Origin of the sequence: Lactiplantibacillus xiangfangensis, from assembly GCF_001438845.1 — a bacterium.
Lineage (GTDB): Bacteria > Bacillota > Bacilli > Lactobacillales > Lactobacillaceae > Lactiplantibacillus > Lactiplantibacillus xiangfangensis.
Genome location: NZ_JQCL01000080.1, coordinates 117,531 through 142,268, shown reverse-complemented (window position 1 = coordinate 142,268; position 24,738 = coordinate 117,531). Strand labels below are relative to the sequence as shown.

Annotated in this window: 17 protein-coding genes; 7 read left to right on the top strand and 10 right to left on the bottom strand. The window is 46.6% G+C overall.

Annotation, left to right across the window (positions count from 1 at the left end; genetic code table 11):
- Positions 1-50: 50 nt before the first annotated feature.
- The 7 genes from IV64_RS09865 to IV64_RS09835 form a co-directional block, all read right to left on the bottom strand.
- Positions 51-1,091: a WxLIP family cell surface protein gene (locus IV64_RS09865; RefSeq protein WP_057707077.1), complete on the bottom strand. Its 1,041-nt coding sequence runs from the start codon at positions 1,089-1,091 to the stop codon at positions 51-53.
- Positions 1,092-1,129: 38 nt separating this feature from the next.
- Positions 1,130-1,849 carry a WxL domain-containing protein gene (locus tag IV64_RS09860; protein WP_057707076.1) on the bottom strand — a complete coding sequence of 240 codons (720 nt, stop codon included), beginning with the start codon at positions 1,847-1,849 and terminating at the stop codon, positions 1,130-1,132.
- A gap of 229 nt (positions 1,850-2,078) precedes the next feature.
- A complete protein-coding gene (locus tag IV64_RS09855; protein WP_057707075.1) occupies positions 2,079-2,852 on the bottom strand; it encodes a potassium channel family protein in 774 nt (257 codons plus the stop codon).
- Positions 2,853-3,015: 163 nt separating this feature from the next.
- A complete protein-coding gene (locus tag IV64_RS09850; protein ID WP_057707074.1) occupies positions 3,016-3,930 on the bottom strand; it encodes a prenyltransferase in 915 nt (304 codons plus the stop codon).
- 245 nt (positions 3,931-4,175) lie between these two features.
- On the bottom strand, positions 4,176-5,501 hold the full coding sequence (gene lysA, locus IV64_RS09845) for a diaminopimelate decarboxylase (protein ID WP_057707073.1): 1,326 nt from the start codon (positions 5,499-5,501) through the stop codon (positions 4,176-4,178).
- A 76-nt stretch (positions 5,502-5,577) separates the two neighbouring features.
- Positions 5,578-5,772 carry a 2-hydroxymuconate tautomerase gene (locus tag IV64_RS09840; RefSeq protein ID WP_057707072.1) on the bottom strand — a complete coding sequence of 65 codons (195 nt, stop codon included), beginning with the start codon at positions 5,770-5,772 and terminating at the stop codon, positions 5,578-5,580.
- A 51-nt stretch (positions 5,773-5,823) separates the two neighbouring features.
- Positions 5,824-6,720 (bottom strand): YitT family protein, encoded by an 897-nt coding sequence (locus IV64_RS09835; RefSeq protein ID WP_057707071.1) that lies wholly within the window; start codon positions 6,718-6,720, stop codon positions 5,824-5,826.
- Positions 6,721-6,841: 121 nt separating this feature from the next.
- Here IV64_RS09835 and IV64_RS09830 point away from each other — a divergent pair, with 121 nt between their 5' ends.
- The 5 genes from IV64_RS09830 to IV64_RS09810 all read left to right on the top strand — a co-directional run bounded on the left by IV64_RS09830 (position 6,842) and on the right by IV64_RS09810 (position 12,332).
- On the top strand, positions 6,842-8,281 hold the full coding sequence (locus IV64_RS09830; RefSeq protein WP_057707070.1) for a C69 family dipeptidase: 1,440 nt from the start codon (positions 6,842-6,844) through the stop codon (positions 8,279-8,281).
- Between the two features lie 169 nt (positions 8,282-8,450).
- Positions 8,451-10,196 carry a 1-deoxy-D-xylulose-5-phosphate synthase gene (locus tag IV64_RS09825; protein WP_057707069.1) on the top strand — a complete coding sequence of 582 codons (1,746 nt, stop codon included), beginning with the start codon at positions 8,451-8,453 and terminating at the stop codon, positions 10,194-10,196.
- 164 nt (positions 10,197-10,360) lie between these two features.
- Entirely contained in the window at positions 10,361-10,627 is a 267-nt protein-coding gene (locus IV64_RS09820; protein ID WP_057707068.1) for a hypothetical protein, read from the top strand.
- A gap of 102 nt (positions 10,628-10,729) precedes the next feature.
- Complete coding sequence (locus tag IV64_RS09815; protein ID WP_057707067.1) at positions 10,730-11,476, top strand: alpha/beta hydrolase; 747 nt, start codon at positions 10,730-10,732, stop codon at positions 11,474-11,476.
- 220 nt (positions 11,477-11,696) lie between these two features.
- The gene (locus tag IV64_RS09810) at positions 11,697-12,332 is read left to right on the top strand and encodes a glutathione S-transferase N-terminal domain-containing protein (RefSeq protein WP_057707066.1); all 636 of its coding nucleotides are present in this window, start codon (positions 11,697-11,699) and stop codon (positions 12,330-12,332) included.
- A 39-nt stretch (positions 12,333-12,371) separates the two neighbouring features.
- On the opposite strand, the gene IV64_RS14405 is transcribed toward IV64_RS09810, so the two are convergent.
- The 3 genes from IV64_RS14405 to IV64_RS09795 form a co-directional block, all read right to left on the bottom strand.
- On the bottom strand, positions 12,372-16,214 hold the full coding sequence (locus IV64_RS14405) for a bacterial Ig-like domain-containing protein (RefSeq protein ID WP_057707065.1): 3,843 nt from the start codon (positions 16,212-16,214) through the stop codon (positions 12,372-12,374).
- A gap of 303 nt (positions 16,215-16,517) precedes the next feature.
- Positions 16,518-17,090: an NADPH-dependent F420 reductase gene (locus IV64_RS09800; RefSeq protein ID WP_057707064.1), complete on the bottom strand. Its 573-nt coding sequence runs from the start codon at positions 17,088-17,090 to the stop codon at positions 16,518-16,520.
- A gap of 140 nt (positions 17,091-17,230) precedes the next feature.
- Positions 17,231-17,848: a hypothetical protein gene (locus IV64_RS09795; protein WP_057707063.1), complete on the bottom strand. Its 618-nt coding sequence runs from the start codon at positions 17,846-17,848 to the stop codon at positions 17,231-17,233.
- Positions 17,849-18,242: 394 nt separating this feature from the next.
- Between IV64_RS09795 and IV64_RS09790 the strand changes: the two genes are divergently transcribed.
- A complete protein-coding gene (locus IV64_RS09790) occupies positions 18,243-21,362 on the top strand; it encodes a MucBP domain-containing protein (RefSeq protein ID WP_057707062.1) in 3,120 nt (1,039 codons plus the stop codon).
- 187 nt (positions 21,363-21,549) lie between these two features.
- Positions 21,550-24,675, top strand: a complete 3,126-nt coding sequence (locus tag IV64_RS09785; protein ID WP_057707061.1) for a MucBP domain-containing protein — start codon at positions 21,550-21,552, stop codon at positions 24,673-24,675.
- Positions 24,676-24,738 lie beyond the last annotated feature (63 nt).

The window sequence follows — 24,738 nt, the reverse complement described above, 5'->3', positions numbered from 1 at the left end:
TATGTTGGTTGCACATGTCGTCAGGACCATCTTTGATGATTTCGTTCTACTTAGTGATCTTTGTGCCGACGTCCAAGCCAGTACGCAAGTCTAGCGATGACTAGCACTAAGCCACCTGCAAGAGCGAACCAGTACCACGCGGTTGCGGCTCCTTTAACGGATTTAGTGCGCGTATTATGTTCCTGCGCCCGCACTTTCGATAACGTAAAGTCTTGGGTAAACCGCCAATGACGGTCACCACTAGCTAACTGCATTTTCAAGGTATACTTACCGGGAGCTAGGGGCTTATCACCGAGACCAATCTCAGAATTGAACCAACTATTAGGCGCCATGGAGCGATTTTTCAAGGTCTGTGAAACGATTTCGTGACCAGTTGCCTTTTCAAAAACCTGAGTCTTAATCTTGAGTTCACCAAACGCAATGGGAGCTAAGTTACGGAGTTTGGCAACGACGACAGGTGCGGTACTAGCATCGTTGGTGATAACTTTCGTACTAGCTAATTGGACCTTGGCAGGTACCGCTTGGTTAGGCTGACACCAAAGTGCAACGGCAGTGGTTACCGCATAGCGGTTGGCCAATTGGAAATTTTGCGCTGTCCGTTTCGTGCTCGCCTTGCTAGTTTTAGGATTAGTGACGAAGAGGCCACCTAAGATTTCACCGGTAAAACCATTCTTAGGAATTTTGGTTACAAACGAGACGGTCTTTCCTTGGTGTGGTGCTAAGTCAACGGTCACCGCTGGCGAAGTCATTTTTGTAAAAGTCGTTTTTGCGGATGGATCAGTGCGGTTGGACGGAATGTAAACGATCGTGCCAGAATCCGCGGTCGTCGCATTGACCGGAATAATCTGTAGCTCGCGTCGAGTTGTTCCGGGATTATTCACTGACAGTTTTAACGTTTGGGTACTTCCCGGCGTGACTTTGAGATTGAAGTAACCATCCTTAGTTGACAATTGATTCTTAGGAAATAAAGGAGTGACGACAAAGTTTGCGGTCGGCGTTTGAGCGGCTTGAACTGACAGTGGAAATCCAAATGCTTGTCCGCCGAGTAGGCCTAAAGTTAACAACCCCCAAATTAGTTTGCGTAACGACATTCCAGCCACCTCTAGTCATGCTAAGCGTTTCAATTACGTTAACTTGCTGGTTTGACCGTTATCGGTGCGCTATCGAGTGCCCAGTACAAAGTTGCGGTATAAGTGCCAGCTGAAATCAAGGGTTGTTTACTAATCAATAGGCTACTGCTAGTGGCCGTCGTCGCAGTGTTATTACCTTCACCGGTGTTGGTGTCCGCATTCCACAAGTTTTCGGGATTGCTGATCCAGCCGCTTGTGACCGTGCCCTGAGACAATAACAGACTGACTGGCGCGGCCGTGGCTGTGTTATCTAACGTGCCGGCCGTTTCATTCAACGTTAATTTAGCGTCGGTGACGGTATTGGCGCCAGAAGTGAACGGTCCCATGCCGACCGATAACGACCAACCGGCGTGAGTACCACGATAGTCGCTAACATTCAAGGTACCAGAACTATTTCCATCGTAGCCTGTCCCACCAGTTGTGGTACCGCTAACAACTGGCAGCGTTGTGTCAGCGGTTGCAATACTTTTGACACCAGCACTACCTAATGAAATATTTGGTACTTGATTTAAGGTCAAACTGCCTGGTGAGACAGTGAATTCTGCATCTGAGGCCGCTTCAGCAGAGCCAGTCGTGTCAGCAACATAGCCGCTTGAAACCGTGGTCAAGTTGCTCGTCGTGGTTCCAGGACCGGCCGCCATGGCAGCAACGGGACTCAGTGCTAGTAATGCCAGCGTGACGGTACTACTCAGGCCGGCCATAATTTTTACTGAACGCATGATCATTTCTCCATTCTAACTTATTTTGTGGATGACTTAAGACTATGCAACGTTAACGTTCTGTCAGCAACCAAACAATACCATGGTTGTACAAAAAAGGTGCTATTAAAAATTTTGTTCGGCAACTTTGCATACTAGTAAAAAAGATCATTCAGAAATAGTTGCTATTTCTGAATGATCTTTTGGTTTTATCTCAAATTTAGTGGCCCATCAATGGCGATCCTTCTTTTTAGCGATCCTTCTTTTTAGCGTTCCCACCCTTTAACTGATGGACTTCCGTTTGTAGTTGGTCAATTTTTTGTGTGAGTGTCTCAACTTTAATGAGTAATTGTTGTAAATTTTGTTGGTCTTCGCTATCCGTCGTTTGGACGGCTTCACTCGTCTCCTTGGTGAAGAAATCCGTGATCGTACTTGTCAGCAAACCAATAAACCCAATTCCACCAAACATCAAGCCAACCGCAATAATTTTTCCAACCGCCGTATGTGGCGTATCATCCCCGTAACCAACCGTCGTCGCCGTCGTGATGGCCCACCAAAGCGAATCCGACAAGCTCTGGTGTTCAAATACAGAAAACAATAAAGCACTGAGGACAATAATTGCGATACTAATTGAAAATAAGTAAATAAATCCCGTGCTGTAGATGAACCGATGAAAATCATGGGTCCACTTGCCATCTAACCCTAGTTTCCAAAATAAGTGGTGATATTGAATCATCCGTGCCAGTCGACCTAATCGAAATACCGCAAATATGGGATGCATGGGCACAATCCCCATCAAATCGAAGGCAGAATGAATCAGGAACGTCTTCCGATCCTTAGACAGCGTCAGCCGAACAAAATAATCGACCACAAAGACGACTAACAGCCCGTTTGAAATCTGCGCCTCCACTCGCCAATCACCGACGTGAAAGCTCAGTAAGAGGGCGTTAATGACGGACCAAATCGTGAGAATGGTCACACTTAAATGATAGCCACCGATCCACCGGCGTTGTTTTGCCTTCATAACACTTACCCCACTTTATAAAATTAAAACGAAGGTCAAAAAGACTAAAATCGCCGTCAATGCCGCAATAGTAATCATTATTCACCTTTCAACCCTTAGCTAAATAATAATATAAGCCACCTATGGCTTAATGGCCTACCATTCAAGCGACCTTTACATTTTCTTATAACCACGTTCCCGCCACGAATAATAGTGGATACAAAATAAAAAATAGTGAGGCGCTCTTCACCGTTGTCATAAACGTCGTCCGCTTATCTTGCACCGCAAAAAACGGCCGCATACCACGCCACATAAACGGCAATAATAGGACGACGCCCAGCGTAATTGCGGGGGCCAGCCCAAGAAGTGCGTTTACGATCGGCCACAAGCTCCCGATGACTAAGAACAGTTGAATCAGACGCACCGCACCCTTTTTGCCTAAATAGTACGCTAAGGTATACCGGTGATTACGGATATCTTCGTCACGGTCCGCCGTGTTATTGGCTAATTGAATGGTAAAGAAAATTAATGTCAACGGTAAGCACAGTAAGAAGGTCGCCCCCACCATCGACCAAGTAACGGGCCGCTGACCGTACGTCGAGACAACAACACACGTCAGCTGAATTAAAAACGCGATGGATAGCGCCACGACCGTTTCACATAACGGGGTCGCGTTAATCGGATGCGGTCCCGCCGTATAAAAAATTCCAATCACATAACCTAACAGTCCTAATAATAAAACCAACCAGCCGGTCCGCATAACGAGCCAGATCCCGGGAACGAGTGAAAGCACGTATAACCCCAGCGCCAAATGCCCAACACCGGCCACGGGCAAGTTGAGCCGACCAATGGGATTCGTCTTTTGCGCGTAATCCGTTCGGTCCAGGGCGTGCCGGTAATCATAATAATTATCCGAAACGTTGACTGCTAGATCAAATATAAAGACGGCAGTCAAGCACAGTCCGACATTGATCCAATTCACCGTACCAAGGTGGTACTGTGCAATCGCCACCCCTAAAATAAACCACATCACGTTTAACGGTGCGGTATAAATTTCCGTTAATTCATAAAACACCCGCCAAGTTAACCACTTTTGCATCTTCTGACACTCCTATCAGCTTATTACTACCATTATCGTACCCTTTCGTAATCGTCTTGCCTACTTTTCGCATCTATCATTTATCGGCTCGGTTTGCTCAGCAAAAAGCGCTTGAATTTTGCTCTATTGGCAATATCAGTCAATCACTTGCTAATACCAAGATTCAGTTACCAAAGGATTATGGGTAAACTAAAACGTGTGTGGTGGGAATACCCATCAACACACGTTTTGTCATTCAACATATATTATTCCGTTTTTTCTGGTACTGCTAACGGGAGATCTAACCGCGTCAAATCCGCGTACGTTTCCCGTTCCACAACTAACTGGCTCTGACCGTCTTCACAGAAGACCACGGCTGGCCGTGGATTACGGTTATAATTGCTAGCCATTGAATAGCCGTATGCCCCGGTATCGAGAACGGCTAAAACATCCCCGGGTTTAGTTGCGGGCAAGGCTTGGTCCCAGATGACCATATCACCGGATTCACAATATTTACCCGCAATTGAAGCGACTTGTTCAGTCGGCAACGTTGGGTCTTTAGCCAATACCGCTTCGTATTTAGCTTCATAGAGCGCTGGACGAATGTTATCGCCCATACCACCATCAACTGCTAAGTACTTCCGAATACCTGGGATATCTTTAGAAGCTCCGAGCGTGTATAACGTCATCCCAGCGGTTGCGACTAGTGAACGTCCGGGTTCGATCCAAACTTCTAACATCGGGACGTGGTGTGCTTTTGTCTGGGCTAACGTTTCCTTAAGAATCGCATCGACAAATTCCGTTGGCTGAAGTGGTTGGTCTTCGGACGTGTACTTGACCCCGAAGCCCCCACCAACGTTCATGACTTTCGGATAGAAACCTAGTTCCGTTTGCCAGCGTGCAAAGACACTGACCAACTTATCAACGATCATTTCAAAACCATTTAATTCAAAAATTTGTGACCCGATGTGACAGTGAATCCCGACTAAGTCCAGATACTCAGCTGATAACGCCTGTTTTACGGCCTGATCAGCCTGACCACTGTTTAAATCAAACCCAAATTTAGAATCTTCTTGCCCAGTTGAGATGTAATCGTGGGTATGCGCCGAGATTCCCGGTGCGATCCGCAACATGATTGTCGTCATCTGTTGACGAGTGGCCGCTAAATCGGCCAACATTTTTAGTTCATAAAAGTTATCAACCATGATGCAACCCACACCGGCATCCAAGGCCATGGTGAGTTCATCAAGCGACTTATTGTTACCGTGAAATGAAACCTTTTCCATTGGAAAACCGGCGCGTTGAGCGGTATACAATTCACCACCAGAAACGACATCACAGTGAATGCCTTCTTGCGCAATCAACTGATACATCGCAACGGTAGCAAAAGCCTTACTGGCATAACTAATTTGATACTTAACTTGATTCGTTTCAAATACTTCTTTAAAAGCCGCAATCTCGTCCCGAATCGCACCAGTATCATAGACATATAACGGCGTTTGATACTGCTTAGCTAAGGCTAAAGTATCCACACCGCCAACCGTCAAATGGTGGGCCGCATTCAGGGCGTCAGCACTAATTTGTTCGTTCACGATCTAACCCCTTCTCAACGTGCATTTGTTTCAAAAAAACCGGCCGATGATCCGGGCCGGTTTCACAATCAAAAGCCTACTTAGCTTCTTCGTCGCTCTTTAAAACACCGCCAACACTGTAACGGTTTTTTTGCATCTCACTTAAAATAACATGAATATGTTCGGCCGGTGCACCGGTATTTTTGCTAACGGCATCGGTAACATCTTTCACCAGGTTCTTTAACTGTTCTTGTGAACGGCCGGCAATTAGATCAATGTGTACGATTGGCATTGGGTTCACACTCCTCTTATTATTCTTACAGAAACTAATCTTACTTTAATTTTATGGTTTTTGCAAACTTTCTCGCTGGGCCGCTTGTTCCCGTTCACTCATGAATAATCCGGATGTATCGACGGTGTTTAAAATGTCGATAAACGCGTGCTCATCGTTCGTCTGAACTGCCCGCTGTAACGCGTATAATTCGTAGCGGCTCAGGACCACTAGCAGCGTCGCATTCGGTTGTCCCGAGTAAGCACCCTTAGAACCAATAATTGTGACCCCACGTAAAATAGCGTGCTGAATGGATTTGGCCACCTTATCCGGATGCCCCGTCACAATAATCGCCGTCAGCTTTTGGTGCCGCGTATGAATCAAATCAACGAGCTTAGTTGACGCATAAATGGCGATAATCGTGAATAAAGCGTTTTGCCAGCTAAACAGTAGTCCCGACATCACGATGATCAGTAAATTGGTGATAAACATCAGACTACCGACCGTTCGCCCAGTCACGCGTTCTAGCACCAGCACAATAATGTCGAAACCACCAGTTGAAAAACCGTAACGCATCGTAATTCCGATCCCAATTCCCGTTAAGATTCCGCCAAATAATGCCCCGAGTAGTGCATTATGCGCAACGTTGATCACGGGGACGATGACCGCGGCCATCGACGTTAGAAACGCAGTAGCGAAGCTCATAATCGTGAACAGGTGTCCCAGCTTAAACCACCCTAATAACGCAATTGGAATGTTAAAAATCAGAATGTACCAACCGGTATTGATGTGAATCCCCATCGGCTGGCCAACGGAATACAGTAACTGAGCAATCCCGTTCACGCCACCACTAAAGGTATTTGCCGGAATTAAAAATTCGTTCAGTCCGACGGCAGAAATAATTGCCGATGCTAGCATTATCACGAGTTGCCATGCAAATGCCAACCGGGGATTAGAAATATGCGCCATAACTAGACCTTCTTTATATGTATTTTAAGCCGTCCTTATTATAACTAAAAAATACGCATTGATTCGCAAAAATGATAAAATTAAATCAGTAAAGTTAACTATTATAGAAAGAAGGAAGTTTATGCTGACCCATCAGTTTAATCCTTATTCTGCTTGTACGAGTATCCTCGTTGGTAAAAATGCCAGCGCGGACGGCTCCACTATGATTGGTCGTAACGAGGACTCCCGGTCCGCTTGGGCAAAAAAATTCGTCGTTCATCCCCATACTGAATTTGCGACACCCCAAGTCTTCAAATCAAATGATGAAGACCACCCGTTTACGATGACCTTGCCAACCATTCAGGCCAAATATACGGCGACCCCCGAATGGACGCCTAAATACGGTTTGTTTGAAGAAGACGGGATCAATGAATACGGGGTCGCCATGAGTGCGACTGAAAGTGCCTACTGCAACGCCCGGGTCTTGGCCGCTGATCCTTACGTCAAAGACGGGATTGGTGAAGAAGCCATGGTCACCGTAACCTTGCCATACATCCACTCCGCACGTGAAGGTGTTGAACATCTCGGCCGCATTGTTGAAGATCACGGAACCTACGAAACCAACGGAATTTTATTTAGTGACGCTGACGAAGTCTGGTACATGGAAACGGGGGCCGGCCATTATTGGGTCGCTCAGCGGATTCCGGACGACGCGTACGCCGTCGTGGCCAACCAGTTAGCCATTCAAGAAATTGATTTAGCTGATCATGACAACTTCTTATACGCTAAGGGAATCCGTAATTTTGTATTAGACAACCAATTAGCTTCAATGGACAACGGGCTAAACTTCCGCGAAGTTTTCGGGACGGCCGACCTCTCTGACCTTCATTACAACACCCCCCGCGTTTGGTACGGGCAAAAGTACTTCACACCGGACGTGCCACAAGAACCAGAGTCGTTTACCTTACCCTTCATTCAACGGGCAAGTGGGTTGATCCACATCGATCAGGTGCAACACTACTTAGCTTCCCATTATGAAGGGACACCGTTTGATCCCGTCGGTAACGGCACGAAAGCGGAAAAACACACTTACCGGCCAATCAGCCTTGCTAAAACGCAAGAATCACACGTCTTACAAATTCGTGAAGATCTGCCTAAAGAAACTTGTGGCATTCACTGGTTAGCCATGGGTGTGGCTGCCGAAAGTGTCTACGTTCCATTTTACGCCGGGGCTAGTGACACCCCTGCAGCTTACCAAGTGGCGACTGAAAAGTATGACCCAACTTCCGCCTACTGGATTTTTAAGCACGTTGGCGTACTCGTTGACGCGCACTACCACGAACTTCACGGCGACATGCAAGCTGCGCAAAAGGAATTAGCAATTGCACTCGGTCACCACCTAATTGTGACTGACCATGAAATTGCAGCACTCACCGGCGACGCCTTAACGGCTAAATTAACCCAAGCCAACCAGGAAGCCGCCGACATGGCGATTCAAGCAATGCAAACCTTAACCGCGGATTTAATTACTAAGAGTACTGATATGTCACCATTAAATTATCAAACCGATTTAAACTTATAATTCAACGCCTAATTGCCGAGAATCATAACGTTGCGATGGTAAAAACCGTTCAAAAACTTTAAATTTCTGAACGGTTTTTTTCTGCCTTTTTTCGAAAAGGGCTTGTCTTAGCGTTACTCGAAGGTGCTACCCTATTAAAGTAACCTTGAAACAGAAAGTGAGCGATCGTATGAACATTTTAAATAAAATCAATCAGCCGGCCGACCTCAAACCGTTATCACTGACCGAGTTAACAGAATTAGCAACTGAAATTCGCCACGTGTTACTCACCAAGGTGAGCCAAACTGGCGGTCACGTTGGCCCTAACCTGGGCGTCGTTGAACTGACCATTGCTTTTCACACGGTCTTCAATTCACCAATCGACAAAGTCGTCTGGGACGTTTCACACCAAGCCTATACCCATAAAATTTTAACTGGCCGTAAAGAAGCCTGGCTTGACCCGGCCCACTACGACGATGTCAGTGGCTACACATCACCAGAAGAAAGTCCCCACGACTACTTCAACATCGGGCACACGTCCACTTCGATTGCACTCGCAACGGGGATGGCCAGTGCTCGGGATTTACAAAACAAATCCGGCAACGTAATGGCCGTTATCGGTGACGGTTCGTTATCCGGTGGTTTGGCCTTAGAAGGCTTAAACATCGCGGCCACGCTACATTCCAACCTAATTATCTTAGTCAACGATAACGGGATGGCAATCGCTGAAGATCACGGTGGCTTATATCGCAACTTAAAGGAACTCCGTGACACCCAGGGGCAAAGTGAAAATAACTTATTCAAAGCCATGGGATTAGATTACCGTTATGTCGATAACGGCAACGACCTCGCTAGCATGCTGGCCGCTTTTAAAGCCATCAAAGATATCGATCACCCTGTCGTTCTTCACGTTCACACCGAAAAGGGCCACGGTTACGCTCCCGCCATTGAAAATAAGGAAGCCTTCCATTGGCACGTCCCATTTGACCTAAAAACGGGGACCACGTTACACCCCGCAACTGGTGAAAGTTATAACGATACCATCCACAGCGTGCTCGAAGATGAATTAACGACTCAACACACACCGCTGACGGCCATTACAGCGGCCATCCCTGGTGGTTACGACTTGAAACGTTTCGGCAACCGCCATCCTAACCGTTACTTTGACGTTGGAATTGCTGAACAAGAATCAATCACCTTCGCAGCGGGTCAAGCACAGCAAGGCTTACGGCCGATCGTCTTTCATTCTGGCACGTTCCTCCAACGGGCTTACGATCAATTGTCGCACGACTTAGGAATCAACCAGTTGCCCGTCACAATCATGGTCTCAGGTGGTCGAATTAGTGCTGGCGACCCTACCCATCAAGGAATTTTTGATATTGCGATGCTCAGCAACATTCCTAACCTGACCTACTTAGCACCAACTACCAAGGAAGAGTTAGCCGCAATGATGCGTTGGTCACTCCATCAACCGACCGGGCCCGTGGCGATCCGCGTGCCTAGTAACGGAGTGCATTCGGCACCGTTAGCACCAGACTTTGATGTTCATCAAATGCACACCTTGCATGCGGGTAAAGACGTAGCCATTATCGGTGTGGGAAGTTTATTGCCGTTAGCGGAACAGGTCCAACAACAATTACTAAATCATCAAGTTGACGCGACGGTCATTGATCCGCGTGACATTTCAGAACTTGATACGGCAACCTTAAACCGGTTAAATGAAACCCACAAACTAGTCGTGACGCTAGAAGAAGCTAGCCTGAGTGGTGGGTTTGGTGAGAAAGTTAGTCGCCATTATGGTGATACTGCCATGCACGTGATTAACCTGGGTGCTGCCAAACGGTTCAACGACCATGAAACGACCGCGGCGCTCTGGCACGAATTCAAACTCACCCCTGAACAAGTGGTCACTGAAATTACAACGCATTTGAACTAATTTTTAACAGTCCTATAAACACAAATAGCCCGGTAAACCCATCTTAGGTGGTTTTACCGGGCTATTTGGTTTGGATAATGACCGTACAAAAATTTGTAATCGAAATTCACTTCGAGCGGGTGTATGGTCAATGCGATTGTTTTAATTCTGATGGGGGTGCGCTGATGAAACGTTTAAATAACTTGTGGGTCACGATTGTCATCGGCTGTTTTTTAAACTTGCTGATTGGGTTAGCACATTGGTCCGGGATCGTTACCAGTCAAAAATTTGCCTACCTCAACCTAGGCGTCAGCGCTACCATGATTCTCTTAGTCATCATTAGTAGTCTCAAAACGCGGCCCTTGCGGCAACTCCCCGCTGGCATCCGAGAACGCCTAATGTCGGCGTACATTGCCGCCATCTTTATCGCACTGCTGACCGAGTGGCACTAGTAATTAATGGGAATGCGCCACTGCCTTTCAAAAAAGTTTAGCAATATTAACAATTTCCGACTATCCTAGAGAGGTACCAATGAAAAATGGAGGCTTCTCAAGATGGAATTTAACGTAACACGTGACGGCTTAACTTTAGCTGGTATTTATGAACCAGCACCCCAACCTAATGGCACGATTGCCATTCTCATGCACGGCTTTACGGGTAACCGGGGTTATACGGACACGGCCTTACTAGTCCAACTCGCAGAGCACCTACGCGAAATTGGCGTGGGCACGGTGCGGTTTGATTTTAACGGTCATGGCAACAGTGATGGCGATTTCATCAACATGACCGTACTCAATGAAATTGCCGACGCTCAAGCCGTTTTGACAGCCGTTCAGACCCGACTTGCACCTAAACAGATCGACCTATTGGGTCATTCTCAAGGTGGTGTGGTGGCCAGCATGTTAGCCGGCTACTATCCCGACTTGATTCATAAATTAGTTCTCATGGCCCCCGCTGCGACCCTTAAAGACGATGCAATTGCCGGGCACACCCGTGGCCTCATTTACGACCCACATCACATTCCTGCGCAACTACCAATGGATAACGGCAAGGTCTTGGGCGGCTTTTACCTTCGCACGGCACAATTGCTCCCCATCTACGAGACCGCACAAAATTACACTGGTCCCGTTTGCTTGATTCACGGAGACGCCGATAACATCGTTTCCAACCATGCTTCACAACGCTACGACAACGTCTATCAAAACAGTACCTTCCACCTCATCCCCGGTGCCAGCCACCGTTTAGATGGTACTGCTCGGAAAACGGTGCTTCAGTTGGCGACAGACTTTATTTCAGATTAATAAATTTTGATTACATCATAAAAACGCCATGCCGCTGATAATATTGCGACATGGCGCTTCTTTATGAGCTAAAACCGTCTTTTAGACTATCCAAAATACCCAATTGGATTTTCAGACCACATCGGTCTCTCTAAAAATTATTAACCCAAAATTTACCTAAATTTTTCATTGTCTCAGCAAACACCTGTTATGCTATCTTGAAAAAGAGGAATAAAAAATTATGACATTAACCTTATTCTACGCATCCGGTGCAAGTTCCATGGCACCCCACATTTTATTAGAAGAACTTGGTCTACCTTATCAACTAGAAAAAGTGAACTTGGATAGCAAGACTTGGTCAAAGGGCGATTACAGTGCGCTCAATCCCAAATCTTACGTCCCAGCATTGAAGACAAATGACCTACCTTTAATGACCGAGTGCGCGGTTATCTTGGAATTTATCGAACAGCAGTCGTCCCACGGCAACCTACCTGCTTATAATACCCATAACTATTGGAAAGAACGCACGTGGCTCAACTACATCGCAACAGAATTACATAAAAATTTCATTTCGCCTTTCCGGAAAGGTAACTGGCTACCAAATACCCCTGATTCTAAAAAGCTAGTGTGGTCACGGGTCAAGCTGCGTCTGGCCTACGTTGATCAGCACCTCGCCACCCATGGTCCCTACTTGATGGGCGATCAGCTCAGCGTTGCAGATCCTTATTTATTCGTCATGACCAACTGGATGCAACGACTCAACTATTTCTTTGCCGACCTTCCTAGCCTTAAAAAATTCGATGAGATCATGCGCTCACGCCCAGCAGTCCAACGCGTCTTTGAACAGGAAGGCGCACCCCACGCTTTAACCGAGTAAAACTAAATCTTTAAGACTAAAATTATTCAACAATCAAAATTAGTTTTGGCGTCGCTTAGTCATCCATTTGGAAAAAGCTAAGCCCGTTCCTAACATCATCAGACCCAATAGTGAGGCTAACAATTCAGTGTGGGCTTCAGTGGTTGTTGGCAACGTCGTGGATTGAGTTTGCGTTGGGGCTGCCTTTTGCGTCGGATTAACAGTAATCCCACTGATTGCACTACTAGCTGGCATTACTTTTGCCAGTTGCCGATGCGTCCTGACTCGTTGCTTTGGTACCAGCGTTGTCTGAACTGAATCAGTTGTCCATTGCGTCGCTGATTGTGTTTTGACCACTGGTGCTACCGGAGCTGGTTGTGGTTTGGGCGTCGTTGGTTGTGGTTTAACCACTGGCGTTGCTGGTTCCGGAGTTGGTACTGTTAGTGTCGACTTAGTCACTGGTGCTGGATTTGGTGCTGGCACCGGTTCTGGTTCCGGCGTTGGCTCTGGTTTTGGTTTAAGCTCTGAATCTGGTGTTGGTTCCGGCTTCGGATTCGGTGTTGGATCTGGATTTGGCTTTGGTTCTGGGTCTGGGTCTGGGTCTGGGTCTGGGTCTGGGTCTGGGTCTGGGTCTGGGTCTGGTTTCGGCTCTGGTTCCGGTGTCGGCTTCACCGCAGCAGCCTGTACCGTAACTGTTACGGACTGAGTCAAAACATTACCAAATACATCTTGATTGGTCACGGTGACCCGTTGCTGACCAACTTTAGAAGTATCCACGGTGTCCGAATAGCGTAACGCCGTTGGGGCTAACGTTTGACCAAAAGCATCGGTTGCTTGTTTAATCAGACTGGCAACGTCGAAGGTCGCTCCTTGAGTAATGGTAACCGCTGGTACGACAACTAAACTAGCCGCGCTGACCGTCACGGGAACCGCCTGAACAGCTTGACTTTGATAACTAATCCCAAGCTGATATGTTCCAGGCTTTTCTGTATTGATTTGTTGAACGTCATAAGACAACTCATCCTTAGAAATCACCTGACCATTGACCGTAGCGCTAATTACCGCCTGAGTAGGATCAAGCTGTTCACCCAACCATAAGTTAATCACCGGTACCGTCTTGAGTACAACTTCATTTGCGTGCACGGTGACCGGAATGGTAGCGTCAGTGGCATTACCAAACTGATCGGTATAACTTACCTTAACCTGATAAGTCCCGGGCTGATTAACGTCTAGAGCCGCTGTATCGTAACTAAGTTTGGCAAAATCAATCGCATTGCCCGCCGAATCAACCGCTGATAAAATTCCCTTAGTCTGGTTAAAGGTTTGGCCCTGCATCATGTCGACTGGTTCGGTCTGAATAGCCAAATGATTTTCGACCGTCGCCTGGGTATCCTTAGTGATCACATTGCCGGATGCGTCAGTATAGCTAACCGTTACTAAATACTGGCCGGCCGTTTGCGCGTCAACTTGACTCGTAATGGTCAGACCATTGTCCGTCGTCATCGGGGTACCAAAAGCGGTGGTTCCCACTTTAATGACGCTAGTTGGATCGAATTTAACATTCGGGCTGGCTATCATAGTGACCGGTTGTAATTCCAGTTGCGCCGTATTCGGAATAACCGTAACATATTCCGGCATGGCTTCAATCTGGTTACCCGACACGTCTTCATACGAAGCCGTAATCCGATATTTACCGGGCTGGTCAAATTTAATCGCGTCTAAGCCACCAAACGTTACATCGGACGCCGTTAACGCATGCTGACCCGTACCGTCCAAACCGCCAGCAAAGTAGTCACTGCTATTAAAGCACGATTTAGCATCTGGACCAGCGATAATCGTGGTTGGCTTTAATTTTACGGTGGCGGCTGTCTTGATGATGTTGAGCGTACTTTTACTGGTAATTGTTACCTGATCCTCACCCGGCGCCATTTCATACTCGTATACAATCGAATAAGTTTCAGGAATATACGTTGGAATGTAATCCAACATGAGGCTATTGTCATCCATCATATAGATTGTTTCCTCGTACATCATTGGCCTGCCATCATAGGTTTTACCACCAACTGAATTCTCTATAGCATCATTCACAGTTTCCGTAGTAAGCTTCGGCCCCACAACTAGTGTCATATTAGAGCTTGTAATATAGGCTTGACTATCACCCGGATCTATAACAGTCACAAGACTTGGCTGACCTACAATTGTGTGACCAATATCATCGGTATAACTAATTGTAATCGGATAACTCCCTAGCTTAGTCACATCCACATCACCTTGATAGGATATATTTGATGAACGATTGTGAATTACAAACACATTTCCACGGGAATTGTTGAAATTTGCACCACAGCCAAGATCCCAATCATAATCGTTTAAAAAAATTTCAAAACCAAATGTATTTAATATACTGTGATCAATCTCGTCAGTCTCAGCTTCATAGGTCGCTGCCCCTGCCGCTGTCTCATCATATAACTTTGAAATTTCTTTTTCATCGTAAACTTGATGTGTTTTGCTATTAATCCACCGCTCCGTGTAAGGGTAATCCCTGCTAGTACGACCAATATCAGCAGAACGTTCAGTTTCACCGACAAATTTAAACGCTGAGCCAACGGTTAACTTCTTTAATAAGCTAAACTCTGCTATCATACCACCCGGTGTATACGCCCCGTAGTTAAACATCCCTCTATTGTTAGTTACTTTCTCCATATTCCATTGACTGACATCTAATGCTTTAACACCAGAACTGGTGAACATTCCATTCATGTCAATTGCGCTACTAGTATTCCATTGACTAATATTTAGCACGGATACGTTCAATGTTCCCAAAAACATTTTGCGGAAATTCTGAACATGACTCACATCCCAATTGCCCACGTCTAAACTGGTTAGATTAAGATCATCTTGAAACATGTATGACATATCAGTCACTTGACTCGTATCTAAAAGTCCTAATCCTTCAATTTGTGTCAAATTAGTAAGATTTGCAAACAAAGCGGGTACTGATGGTGCCGCTACGACTGGATCTTCAATGATAATCTTGTCAATTTTAAGTGAATTATCGACCCATGGTGTCTCCGGATCAACACCATCAATAGAATAATCCCAACTATAAGTTGTGTCTGCTAAGGTACCAGCACCAATGTGCAACGTATACGGGGTACCCGTAGGATCAATCCACCATTCACTGGTTCCAAAAAGACCCTTTTTGTCAGGATCTGCAGCCTGGTAACCAGCATAGTCTTTCGCTGGCGTCACCGGTTGGGTATTCCGCAGCATATTAGCTTTTGCTAATTTAAGTGACATTGGTCGAATCATCGCTAATTTAGTTGCTCCAATGGTAGCGCTTTCTTTTGAAGCAACATCGTCTCCCGCTCCATCGTTTATAGGACCGCTCTCCTGCTGATTAGTTTTTTGAACTAACGTTAGATTAGCGCTGTCAGCATTGTTGTTAGTTACTGGTGCCGCAGACTGTTGTTCAATCGGCTTAGCCCGCTCCGAAGCTGACTTGGCTTCAGAAGATTCTGTTGATTGTGTTTCTGACTGAACGCTTTTATTTCCGTCCGAGGTAGGTACCGCACTAGAACTTTGATCAACTCTTTGCGGCTTATCCAGGAGATCATTATTGTTTTCAGATTGCGAATTAATCGGTTGCCCCTGTGCCTGACTATCATTAGTCGCAGGTGCGGCAGAATTAGCTGGTTGCTTGAGAGGCGTCTCCTTTGACGTTGAATCAGACGACGTTCCTGCAACTACAGTTTGAGTATCTGGCGTACCCGTTGCTGCCGGTTGTGCATCCGCGCTTGCAGTAAAAGTTCCTAGTTGCCAAGTCGTTGCTAAGATTCCCGCAAACACCCAGAAGCGACCGCTTTTATACATTTTATAGTGTAACATTTCCTTTGACTTCATTTAATATGAACCCCCTTCAAAGTTAATGGTCTACATATTTGTATAAGCTCATATTAACACTATAATCATAGGATAATGAAAGTATTCAATTTTTATTTGCATCAATTATATTTTTTATAACAAACATTGCGACTCGTCAGGGCTGCCATTCACCATTTGACGTCACTGACCAGCAGTTCAACGCGTCTTTAAACAGGAAGGCGCACCCCGCTTTAACCGAACAAAACTAGTTATATCAGTAATCACACCAAAAAAAGTGGTCAAAATCAACGCATGATTTTGACCACTTTTTATTAGTCGCATTTATTTAATTAACGCAAAGCCACCGGTCCAGCCAATCTTTTCTTTAGCTGCCAAGGTCATTTGCAAGAAGCCTAAGCTTTCCATTTCACGTGCTCGTTTCAAGGAACCGGCATCAACAAACGCCACGCCGCTATCAGTTAACGCATCCGCTAAAGTCACCTTGGCATCTTCAGCGTCACTCGCTGCCATGACAGTCGTTTGATTGTCACCAACTTTACGACTTTGCAAAGTTGCTGCAAAGGTCGTGTTAAACGCCTTAACGACCTTAGTGTTCGGTAATAACTGGGCAATTTGCGCTGCCGCCGAACTGTCCGCTGGAACGACCAATTCATCCCAGGTATCAAAGTTCAACGGGTTAGTAATATCAACCACAATTTTACCCGCCAATGCGGCTTGGTTAGCCTTGGCAATACTAATTGCAGCGGGATAAGGCACTGCTAATACCACAATTTCACCTAAATCCGTCACTGCATCATGATGCCCCAAATAGGTGACTTGGTTACCACCTTGTTTGAAAACATCGCCAATTGCTTGACCCATATTGCCTTGACCAAAAATCGTTACTTTTGCCATTAAACAGACCTCCTAATAAATTATGTTATTTTCAACATACGGGTTTCAGTTACAAAGGTCAACTAATTAGCTCAACAGTATCAGTATTTATCGACATGTCTAGGTTTAGTGATTTTATAGTTTAAAAAATCAACGTGGCACTACCGTGGCCGGCGTGGTGATTGTGTGTACCCAGCCGCTTTAGCCGCCGCCTCATTGTCAAAAGGAACGGCGTGCCGCGGACGAAAGCCACGGTAATTTTGAGCTGGTGTGTAATATAGTTTCGTGCGCGGATTTCCCCAGATTCGCGGATCACCAACCGTTGACACCTTAGAATCTGGAATCACATGTGGCCGTGCTTGACTAGAATTGCCTTGAGGGTGACTAGGCGCCCGGTGTGGTGCTGGTGTAACCGAACTAGAAGATGCCGTCGTTACACTGGTACTTGGTTTAGTCGAACTACTTTTATCAGTAACCTGATTTTCAGATGAATCACTGGTAGCTGAAGAACTGGTCTCCGTTTCATCCTCTGAAGCACTCGTCGCTTTTTCGTCCGCTGAAGAACTGGTTTCCGCCTCATCTTCTGAGGAACTTGTCACTTTATCATCCGCCGAAGAACTACTTGCCTCATCTTCCTCTGATTCACTCGTTGACCGCTCGACCTGTGAACTAGCCGATTCATCAGTCGTGGTCGTTATTTCACCACTACTGCAGCCCACCAAAACTGTCCCCATCATGACCAACAATAACCCTAAACTAACCGACTTTACGCTTTTCAAACAAAATCTCCCCCAATAATGAACTTTCATGATTTTATCACGATGATTATTAGTTACGCATTTACTGCCAATTTCATTTTTGTTTTTTGAAAAATTGTAATCAACTTGGCTTCGCACTTAGTTGCATGGCACATTTATCTCTTCAAGCGACAACTACACCATTAATATTAATTCTTGTGACGTATAACACCGACTTGGTTTAAAGCTTATGGTTTCCATGTAATTACCGCTATCACGCATATTTGTATATAGCAGTCATTTCAGATACCCAATGTATCAAATGTTTTATATTTCACATTAGCATTTGTTGTACACCGGTCATTATCCATATTATAATTTAGTTGATTTTAAATCGTTAACTAAACTGACTAACCAGCTAAAGGAGAACGCCCCCATGCTTACAAAACGGCATCCCGGCACCCAGTGGACTGGCCTTGGCCTCTTACTTTTAAGTGCCGGCGTCATGACACTCACCGCTCAATCAGCACAAGCAACTACTTTTACAACCCCACTATCGCTAGCCAATTCAGTCACACAACCTCACCCAATGGCTTCACTGCCAGGAACGTCGACCTTGCTTGACCTAACGACACCGGCAACTAAGGAAGACCCCATCACGGGTCAATTTGGCACCAGTAATTGGTCACTACAAGACGGCACCCTGACAATTGGGCCCGGTGACTTTGCAAATAACGCCGTCAACAGTTCTCCCTGGAATGATTATCGAGCTTTGATTACCAAAATTGAAATCACGGGACCAGTGACCCTCAATACGACAGCTAACGCGCTGTTTGCGAACTTCCCCAAACTGACCCAAATTGACGGTCTTGAAAAGGTTGATACCAGTAAGACTACTGATATGTCAAGCCTCTTTGGGTATAACCCTAATTTAAAAAGTGTCCCTGGCATTGAATACTGGAACACAAGCAACGTTAAAAACATTTCCTATCTTTTTATGACGACCGGTTTAGCTGGCACCCTTGATCTCAGTCATTGGGATGTTAGCTCATTGAATAGGACAACGCTGGCATTTGCACGTACCGGAACATCCCAGTTTAAACGGCTCGACCTGTCCGGCTGGAATTTTAAAAGCCCTAATACCTCTTTAGCTTTATTTCTCCAAGAACTAGCGGACATTGATCTTGATACTTCTGACTGGAAAAATACCCACAATATTTCAGACATGCAATACATGTTCTACTATTCATGGGTGTCAAAAGTTGATATTTCTTCGTTTGATATGCGCCACTTGCCAACTTCCTCGAATGGCACACGGAAAATGTTGTCAAACAACGAGAACCTCAAAGAAATTAAACTCGGGCCAAATTCTAAGTTGACCGGAACCAATCTCACCCAAGTGCCTGATAACAATAAGTATACGGGCTACTGGCAAAACGTTGGCGACGGGACAGCCCGCCAACCTAAAGGCGATCTAGTGCTAACGACTAATCAACTGGTCGCCCGCTACGACGGGATTCAGACCCCCGCAACGGATACGTTCGTTTGGCAACGCCACGCTGGGGAACCGGTGACGGTGAACTACGTTGATCAGGCTGATCCTAGTCAAGTCATTCAGCCAACGGACACACTCACTGGTGCGATCGATGATCCGTTTACGGTTACCCCACCCACAATTGACGGTTACACTTATCGCGGCACGCAAGGTAACGGTTCATTAACCGGGACGTTTAGCACGACTGCGCAGGACATCACCTTACTGTACGCCAAACAGGCCCAGGTTACGGTAAACTACCTGGACGAAGCAGGCAACGTGATTGCGCCGGCTCAGAAAAAGACCGGTGACGTGGGAACCACGTACACGATTGATCAACTCGCCATTCCCGGGTATGACTATGTCGCGGGTGATCTTCAAGGAATCTTTACGGAAGCACCACAAACCGTGAACTTAACCTACCGCGCCATCCCAACCGAAGGCAGTATTACAGTTAATTATTTAGACGATGAAGGTCACACGATTGAAGCGCCAACCACCATGACGGGCAAAATTGGTAGCGCCTACACCATTACGCCACCGACAATCAGTGGTTACACGTATCAGTCGGGGCAATTATCCGGAACGTTTACCGCTACTAATCAATCAGTCACACTGATTTACCAAAGAAACGTCGTTCATGGCACTGTGACCGTCCGTTACGTTGATGAACAAGACCATGAGCTTGCGGAACCGACAACGCTGACTGGTCCCGTTAACAGTGAATACACTATCGAAAAAATAGCCATTCCAGGCCACACCTTTTTGACTGGTGAACTAACGGGGATCTTCACGGCGACCGATAAAGCGGTTACGCTGACCTATCGCAAAGAACCGCTCGCACAAGGGACGGTCACCGTCAATTACCAAGATACTGCGGGTAAATCACTTGCACCATCGCAAACGTTATCGGGAGACGTGGCTACTCCGTTTACCATTAGCCAGCTGACGATTGACGGCTACACCTACCAACACGCTGACGGTCCGTTAACCGGCGTATTTACAAAAACGCCTCAGACTGTGACCCTGATCTATCAAGCGACTCCTGAGCCACAAGGACAAGTTAACGTCAAATACCAGACATGCGACGGACAAACGCTGGCTGACGACACCCAACTCACCGGGACGATTGGTGAGTCGTACACCATTACGCCCCCGACCTTTACAAATTATCACTTTCAACATGCAAGTGATCAGCTAACGGGAACTTTTAGTGTAACGACGCCGACCATTACCCTAATTTACCAAAAGGATGCCGTTGCCAACGGACAAGTCACCGTTAATTATTTAGATTTGAATGGACAACCGATTGCGCCAAAAGCAACTTTAACGGGCGCAATTGACACGGCCTATACGACTACCGTTAAGCAAATTGCGGGTTACAAGTATATCAAAACTACCGGGGCCCCAACCGGGACGTTTACAGCTGAGGCGCAAACGGTCAACTATTACTATCAACAAGAAACGACCGATGTTGATCAGCGGCAACTGACCGGCCAAGACTTTACGATGATCGTCAATGGCCCCACCCCAACGGCCACCGATTTTAAAGCCAGCGCGCAGGATAAGAATGGACAATCATTGCCGGTTGAGGTGGATCTCACTCAAGCACAACTTGACCAAGTCGGCACTTACCCGGTCACATTGCGGACCAGTGATGGTCAAACGTTGATCGTTCACTTGCACGTCCGGGCGGCTCCCGACGGTGGTGACAACGGGGACGACGACAACGATGGCGGTCATGCTACTGAGCCACCAGTTCTTCCAACTGACCCAGCGGGTGAACCAGACCTAGTCAAGCCCGACCAACCAGGTATTTCTAAAACTGAAGTTCCAAAAACAATGAGCCCAATCCCCACGTCGCCAATTGAAACGGCAACGACGGAGCGAGTTCAGGCAAAAGCAACACAAGACGAAGTACTCCCCGCAACTAATGAGCAGCGAACTCGTTGGGTCGCAGTTACGGGTTTAATCGGATTGCTCGGACTAGGGCTGGCTTTATTTAAACGTTTCAAATCATAGGTCAATTAAATGACGCTTGCTCAAAAATTGGGTGTTGATGGCAATCCATCAACACCCAATTTTATAGTATCAAAACCCCTTTTATACCCATTTATTATAATTGCGAATAATGTACATTGGTCAATATTCATAATATACTATGGTTTAATTGTTAACCGCACTTACTAAACTAAAAGGAGTAAAAATCATGGTTACCAACCAACTACCCAGAACTCGTTGGAAAACACTCGGTCTCGTTGTTGTAAGTTTCAGTACAATGACAGCGTTTTCTCAATTATCAGTTCACGCATCCTCACCTGATCCATTCCCTTCATCTTCATTAACGCAATCAACCACACCAGTGACACCCCTGGCTGCTAAAAATTTGACGGCATTCGCCTTGACCACAACCACCAGTGAACCAATCACGGGGACGTTTGGTTCCAGCGCCTGGTCCTTGCAAGATGGTACCTTGACGATTGGCCCCGGTGACTTTGCGAATAACACGACCGATAAGTCGCCGTGGAAAGCTTACAGCGCCTCAATTACCAAGATTGAAATCACCGGACCAGTCACGTTTAACGCCGCAGCCGCGGGACTCTTTGCCGGCTTGGGTAACCTAACTCAAATCGACGGCCTCGACAATGTCGATACCAGTCGAACGACAAATCTTAACGATCTATTCTACGCAGACTCACAACTAACGGATCTGACCGGTGTCGAACACTGGGATACCAGTAAAGTTAGAACCATCGATCGAACCTTCTTCGCAACCGCACTAGTCGGGACCCTTGACCTCAGTCACTGGGACGTCGGTGCGTTAACTAGCGGATCCATGGCATTCGGACGTGCGGGTGACTTCGATGACAATTATCAGCGCTTATTTAAACTGTTAAATTTATCTGGCTGGAATTTTCAAGCACCCAAAGTTAGCCTAGCTAATTTTGGTTTCCAATTACAAGCGGAATCAATTGATACTTCTAACTGGCAAAACACCAGCCATATCACCAGTATGGAGAGCATGTTCACCCTGGCTGGTATCAACAATATTGATATCTCTTCTTTTGACATGCGCAATTTAAGCACTTCTTACGGTGGAACTTGGCGAATGTTTAACAGCGCCATGTTACTTAAAGAAATTAAACTGGGACCCTATTCCAAGCTCGCTGGCACCGGCCTGCGCTCGATTTCTGAAACCAATAAATATACGGGGTACTGGCAGAACATCGGCACGGGAACGGCCAGTCAGCCGAATGGTGATCAGGTTTTAACGACTGACCAATTAGTATCGATCTACGATGGAACCAACACCCCCGCGATCGACACCTTCGTTTGGCAACCTAAAGCTGCTGCACCGGTGACGGTCAACTATGTCGATTCGGCTGACCCAACCCACCCAATCAAGGCAGCCGACACGATTACGGGTGCAATCGATGATCCGTTCACCATAACACCACCTGACATTGATGGCTACACTTATCAGGGCACTCAAGATGACGTGCCACTTACGGGGACCATTAGTGGCACCGCACAGACCATTACGCTCAATTATGCCAAACAGGGGCAAGTGACCGTCAATTATCAAGATGAAGCGGGCACAACCATTGCGCCATCCACGACGATGACGGGTGACTTAGGAACCAGTTACGAGATCAAGCCAAAAACCATTGACGGCTACAATTACCTATCCGGTAACTTAACTGGCACGTTCAATAGTAGCGAACAGACCGTCACGTTGACTTATCGCCAGATTCCAACCGAGGGTAGTATTACCGTGAACTACCTCGATTCAGACGGTCACGCCCTCGCTAAGCCGACGACCATGACGGGCAAACTCGGTAACACCTATAATATCGAACCACTAACCATTGACGGCTATACTTTTGAATCGGGCCAACTGACCGGAACTTATACGACGACTAGTCAATCCGTCAATCTCATTTATCGCAAACAAGTTGCTCAAGGAACGGTCACCGTAAACTACGTCGATGACCAAGGCAAGCAATTGGCCGAACCCACGACGATGACCGGACCAATCGCAACTGATTACACGATTGAAAAGAAAACCATTGACGGCTATACCTTCCTTCAAGGTGACCTGACTGGACAATTTACGTCAACCGCTAAAACCGTTACCCTAACCTACAGAAAGGATGCCGTGGTTCGGGGGAAAGTCACCGTCAACTACTTGGATGATCAAGGTAAAACACTAGCTCCCGCGACCAGTTTAACTGGTGATGTCGACACACCATACGTTGTTAGCCAGCCAAATATTGCGGGTTACACGTATCACCATGCTGAGGGCACATTAAACGGTACTTTCACTAAGGACGACCAAGCCGTCACGTTGATTTATCACGCCACCGAGGAAAAGCAAGGGCAAGTCATCGTTAAGTATCAAACTACCGATGGTCAAACTCTGGCGCCAGATGCTGAGCTGACTGGAAGCATTGCGGCCACTTATACCATCACGCCACCGACGTTTAAAGATTACCAATACCAACACGCTAATGGCGATCTGACCGGACAATTTAGTGAAAAGCCAGCCACCGTCACACTAATGTACGCTAAGCAAGCCGCTAAACTAGGACAAGTGACCGTCAATTATTTGGATTTAGACGGGCACACCTTAGCACCTCAAGATACGCTGACCGGGCCATTAGATACGACGTACACCACCGCCGTTAAAGCAATTGCCGGCTACACTCACGTTAGAACAACGGGTGCCACTACCGGAACGTTCAACGAACAGGATCAGACCGTCAGTTATTTTTATCAGCAACAGGCCCCTGACAAGGACCAACGGAAGTTAACCGGGCAAGATTTTACGATGACCGTGGACGGTCCAGCGCCAACCGCCAGTGACTTCAAAGCCGTGGCTCAGGATAAAAATGGTAAAACTTTGAATGTGAGCGTCGATCTTAGCCAAGCTAATCGTCATAAAGTCGGGACCTATCCCGTTACTTTGAGTACTAGCGACGGACAAACGTTAATCGTTCACTTGCACGTGCAAGCGGTTCCCGATAGTGGTGCTAATGGCGATGGCAATGGAAACACGACCGAGCCGCCAGTCCTCCCCACTGATCCAGCTGGTGAGCCGGACCTGGTTAAACCTGACCAACCGAAACCAGGTCAACCATCTAAGGAGCCAGCGACTACCAAGCCCCTACCAACGTCACCAATTAAAACGGTGACAACGGAAAAGATTCACACAAAACCAACACAGGATAAAGCACTTCCCGCAACTAACGAGCAACGGACTCGTTGGATCGCAGTTACTGGCATACTAGGTTTGCTTGGATTAGGACTCACCTTATTAAAACGATTTAAGTAGTAATCAGCAACAAAGCGACTCACCGACAACTATCATCCGTCGGTGAGTCGTTTTTTTAATCTC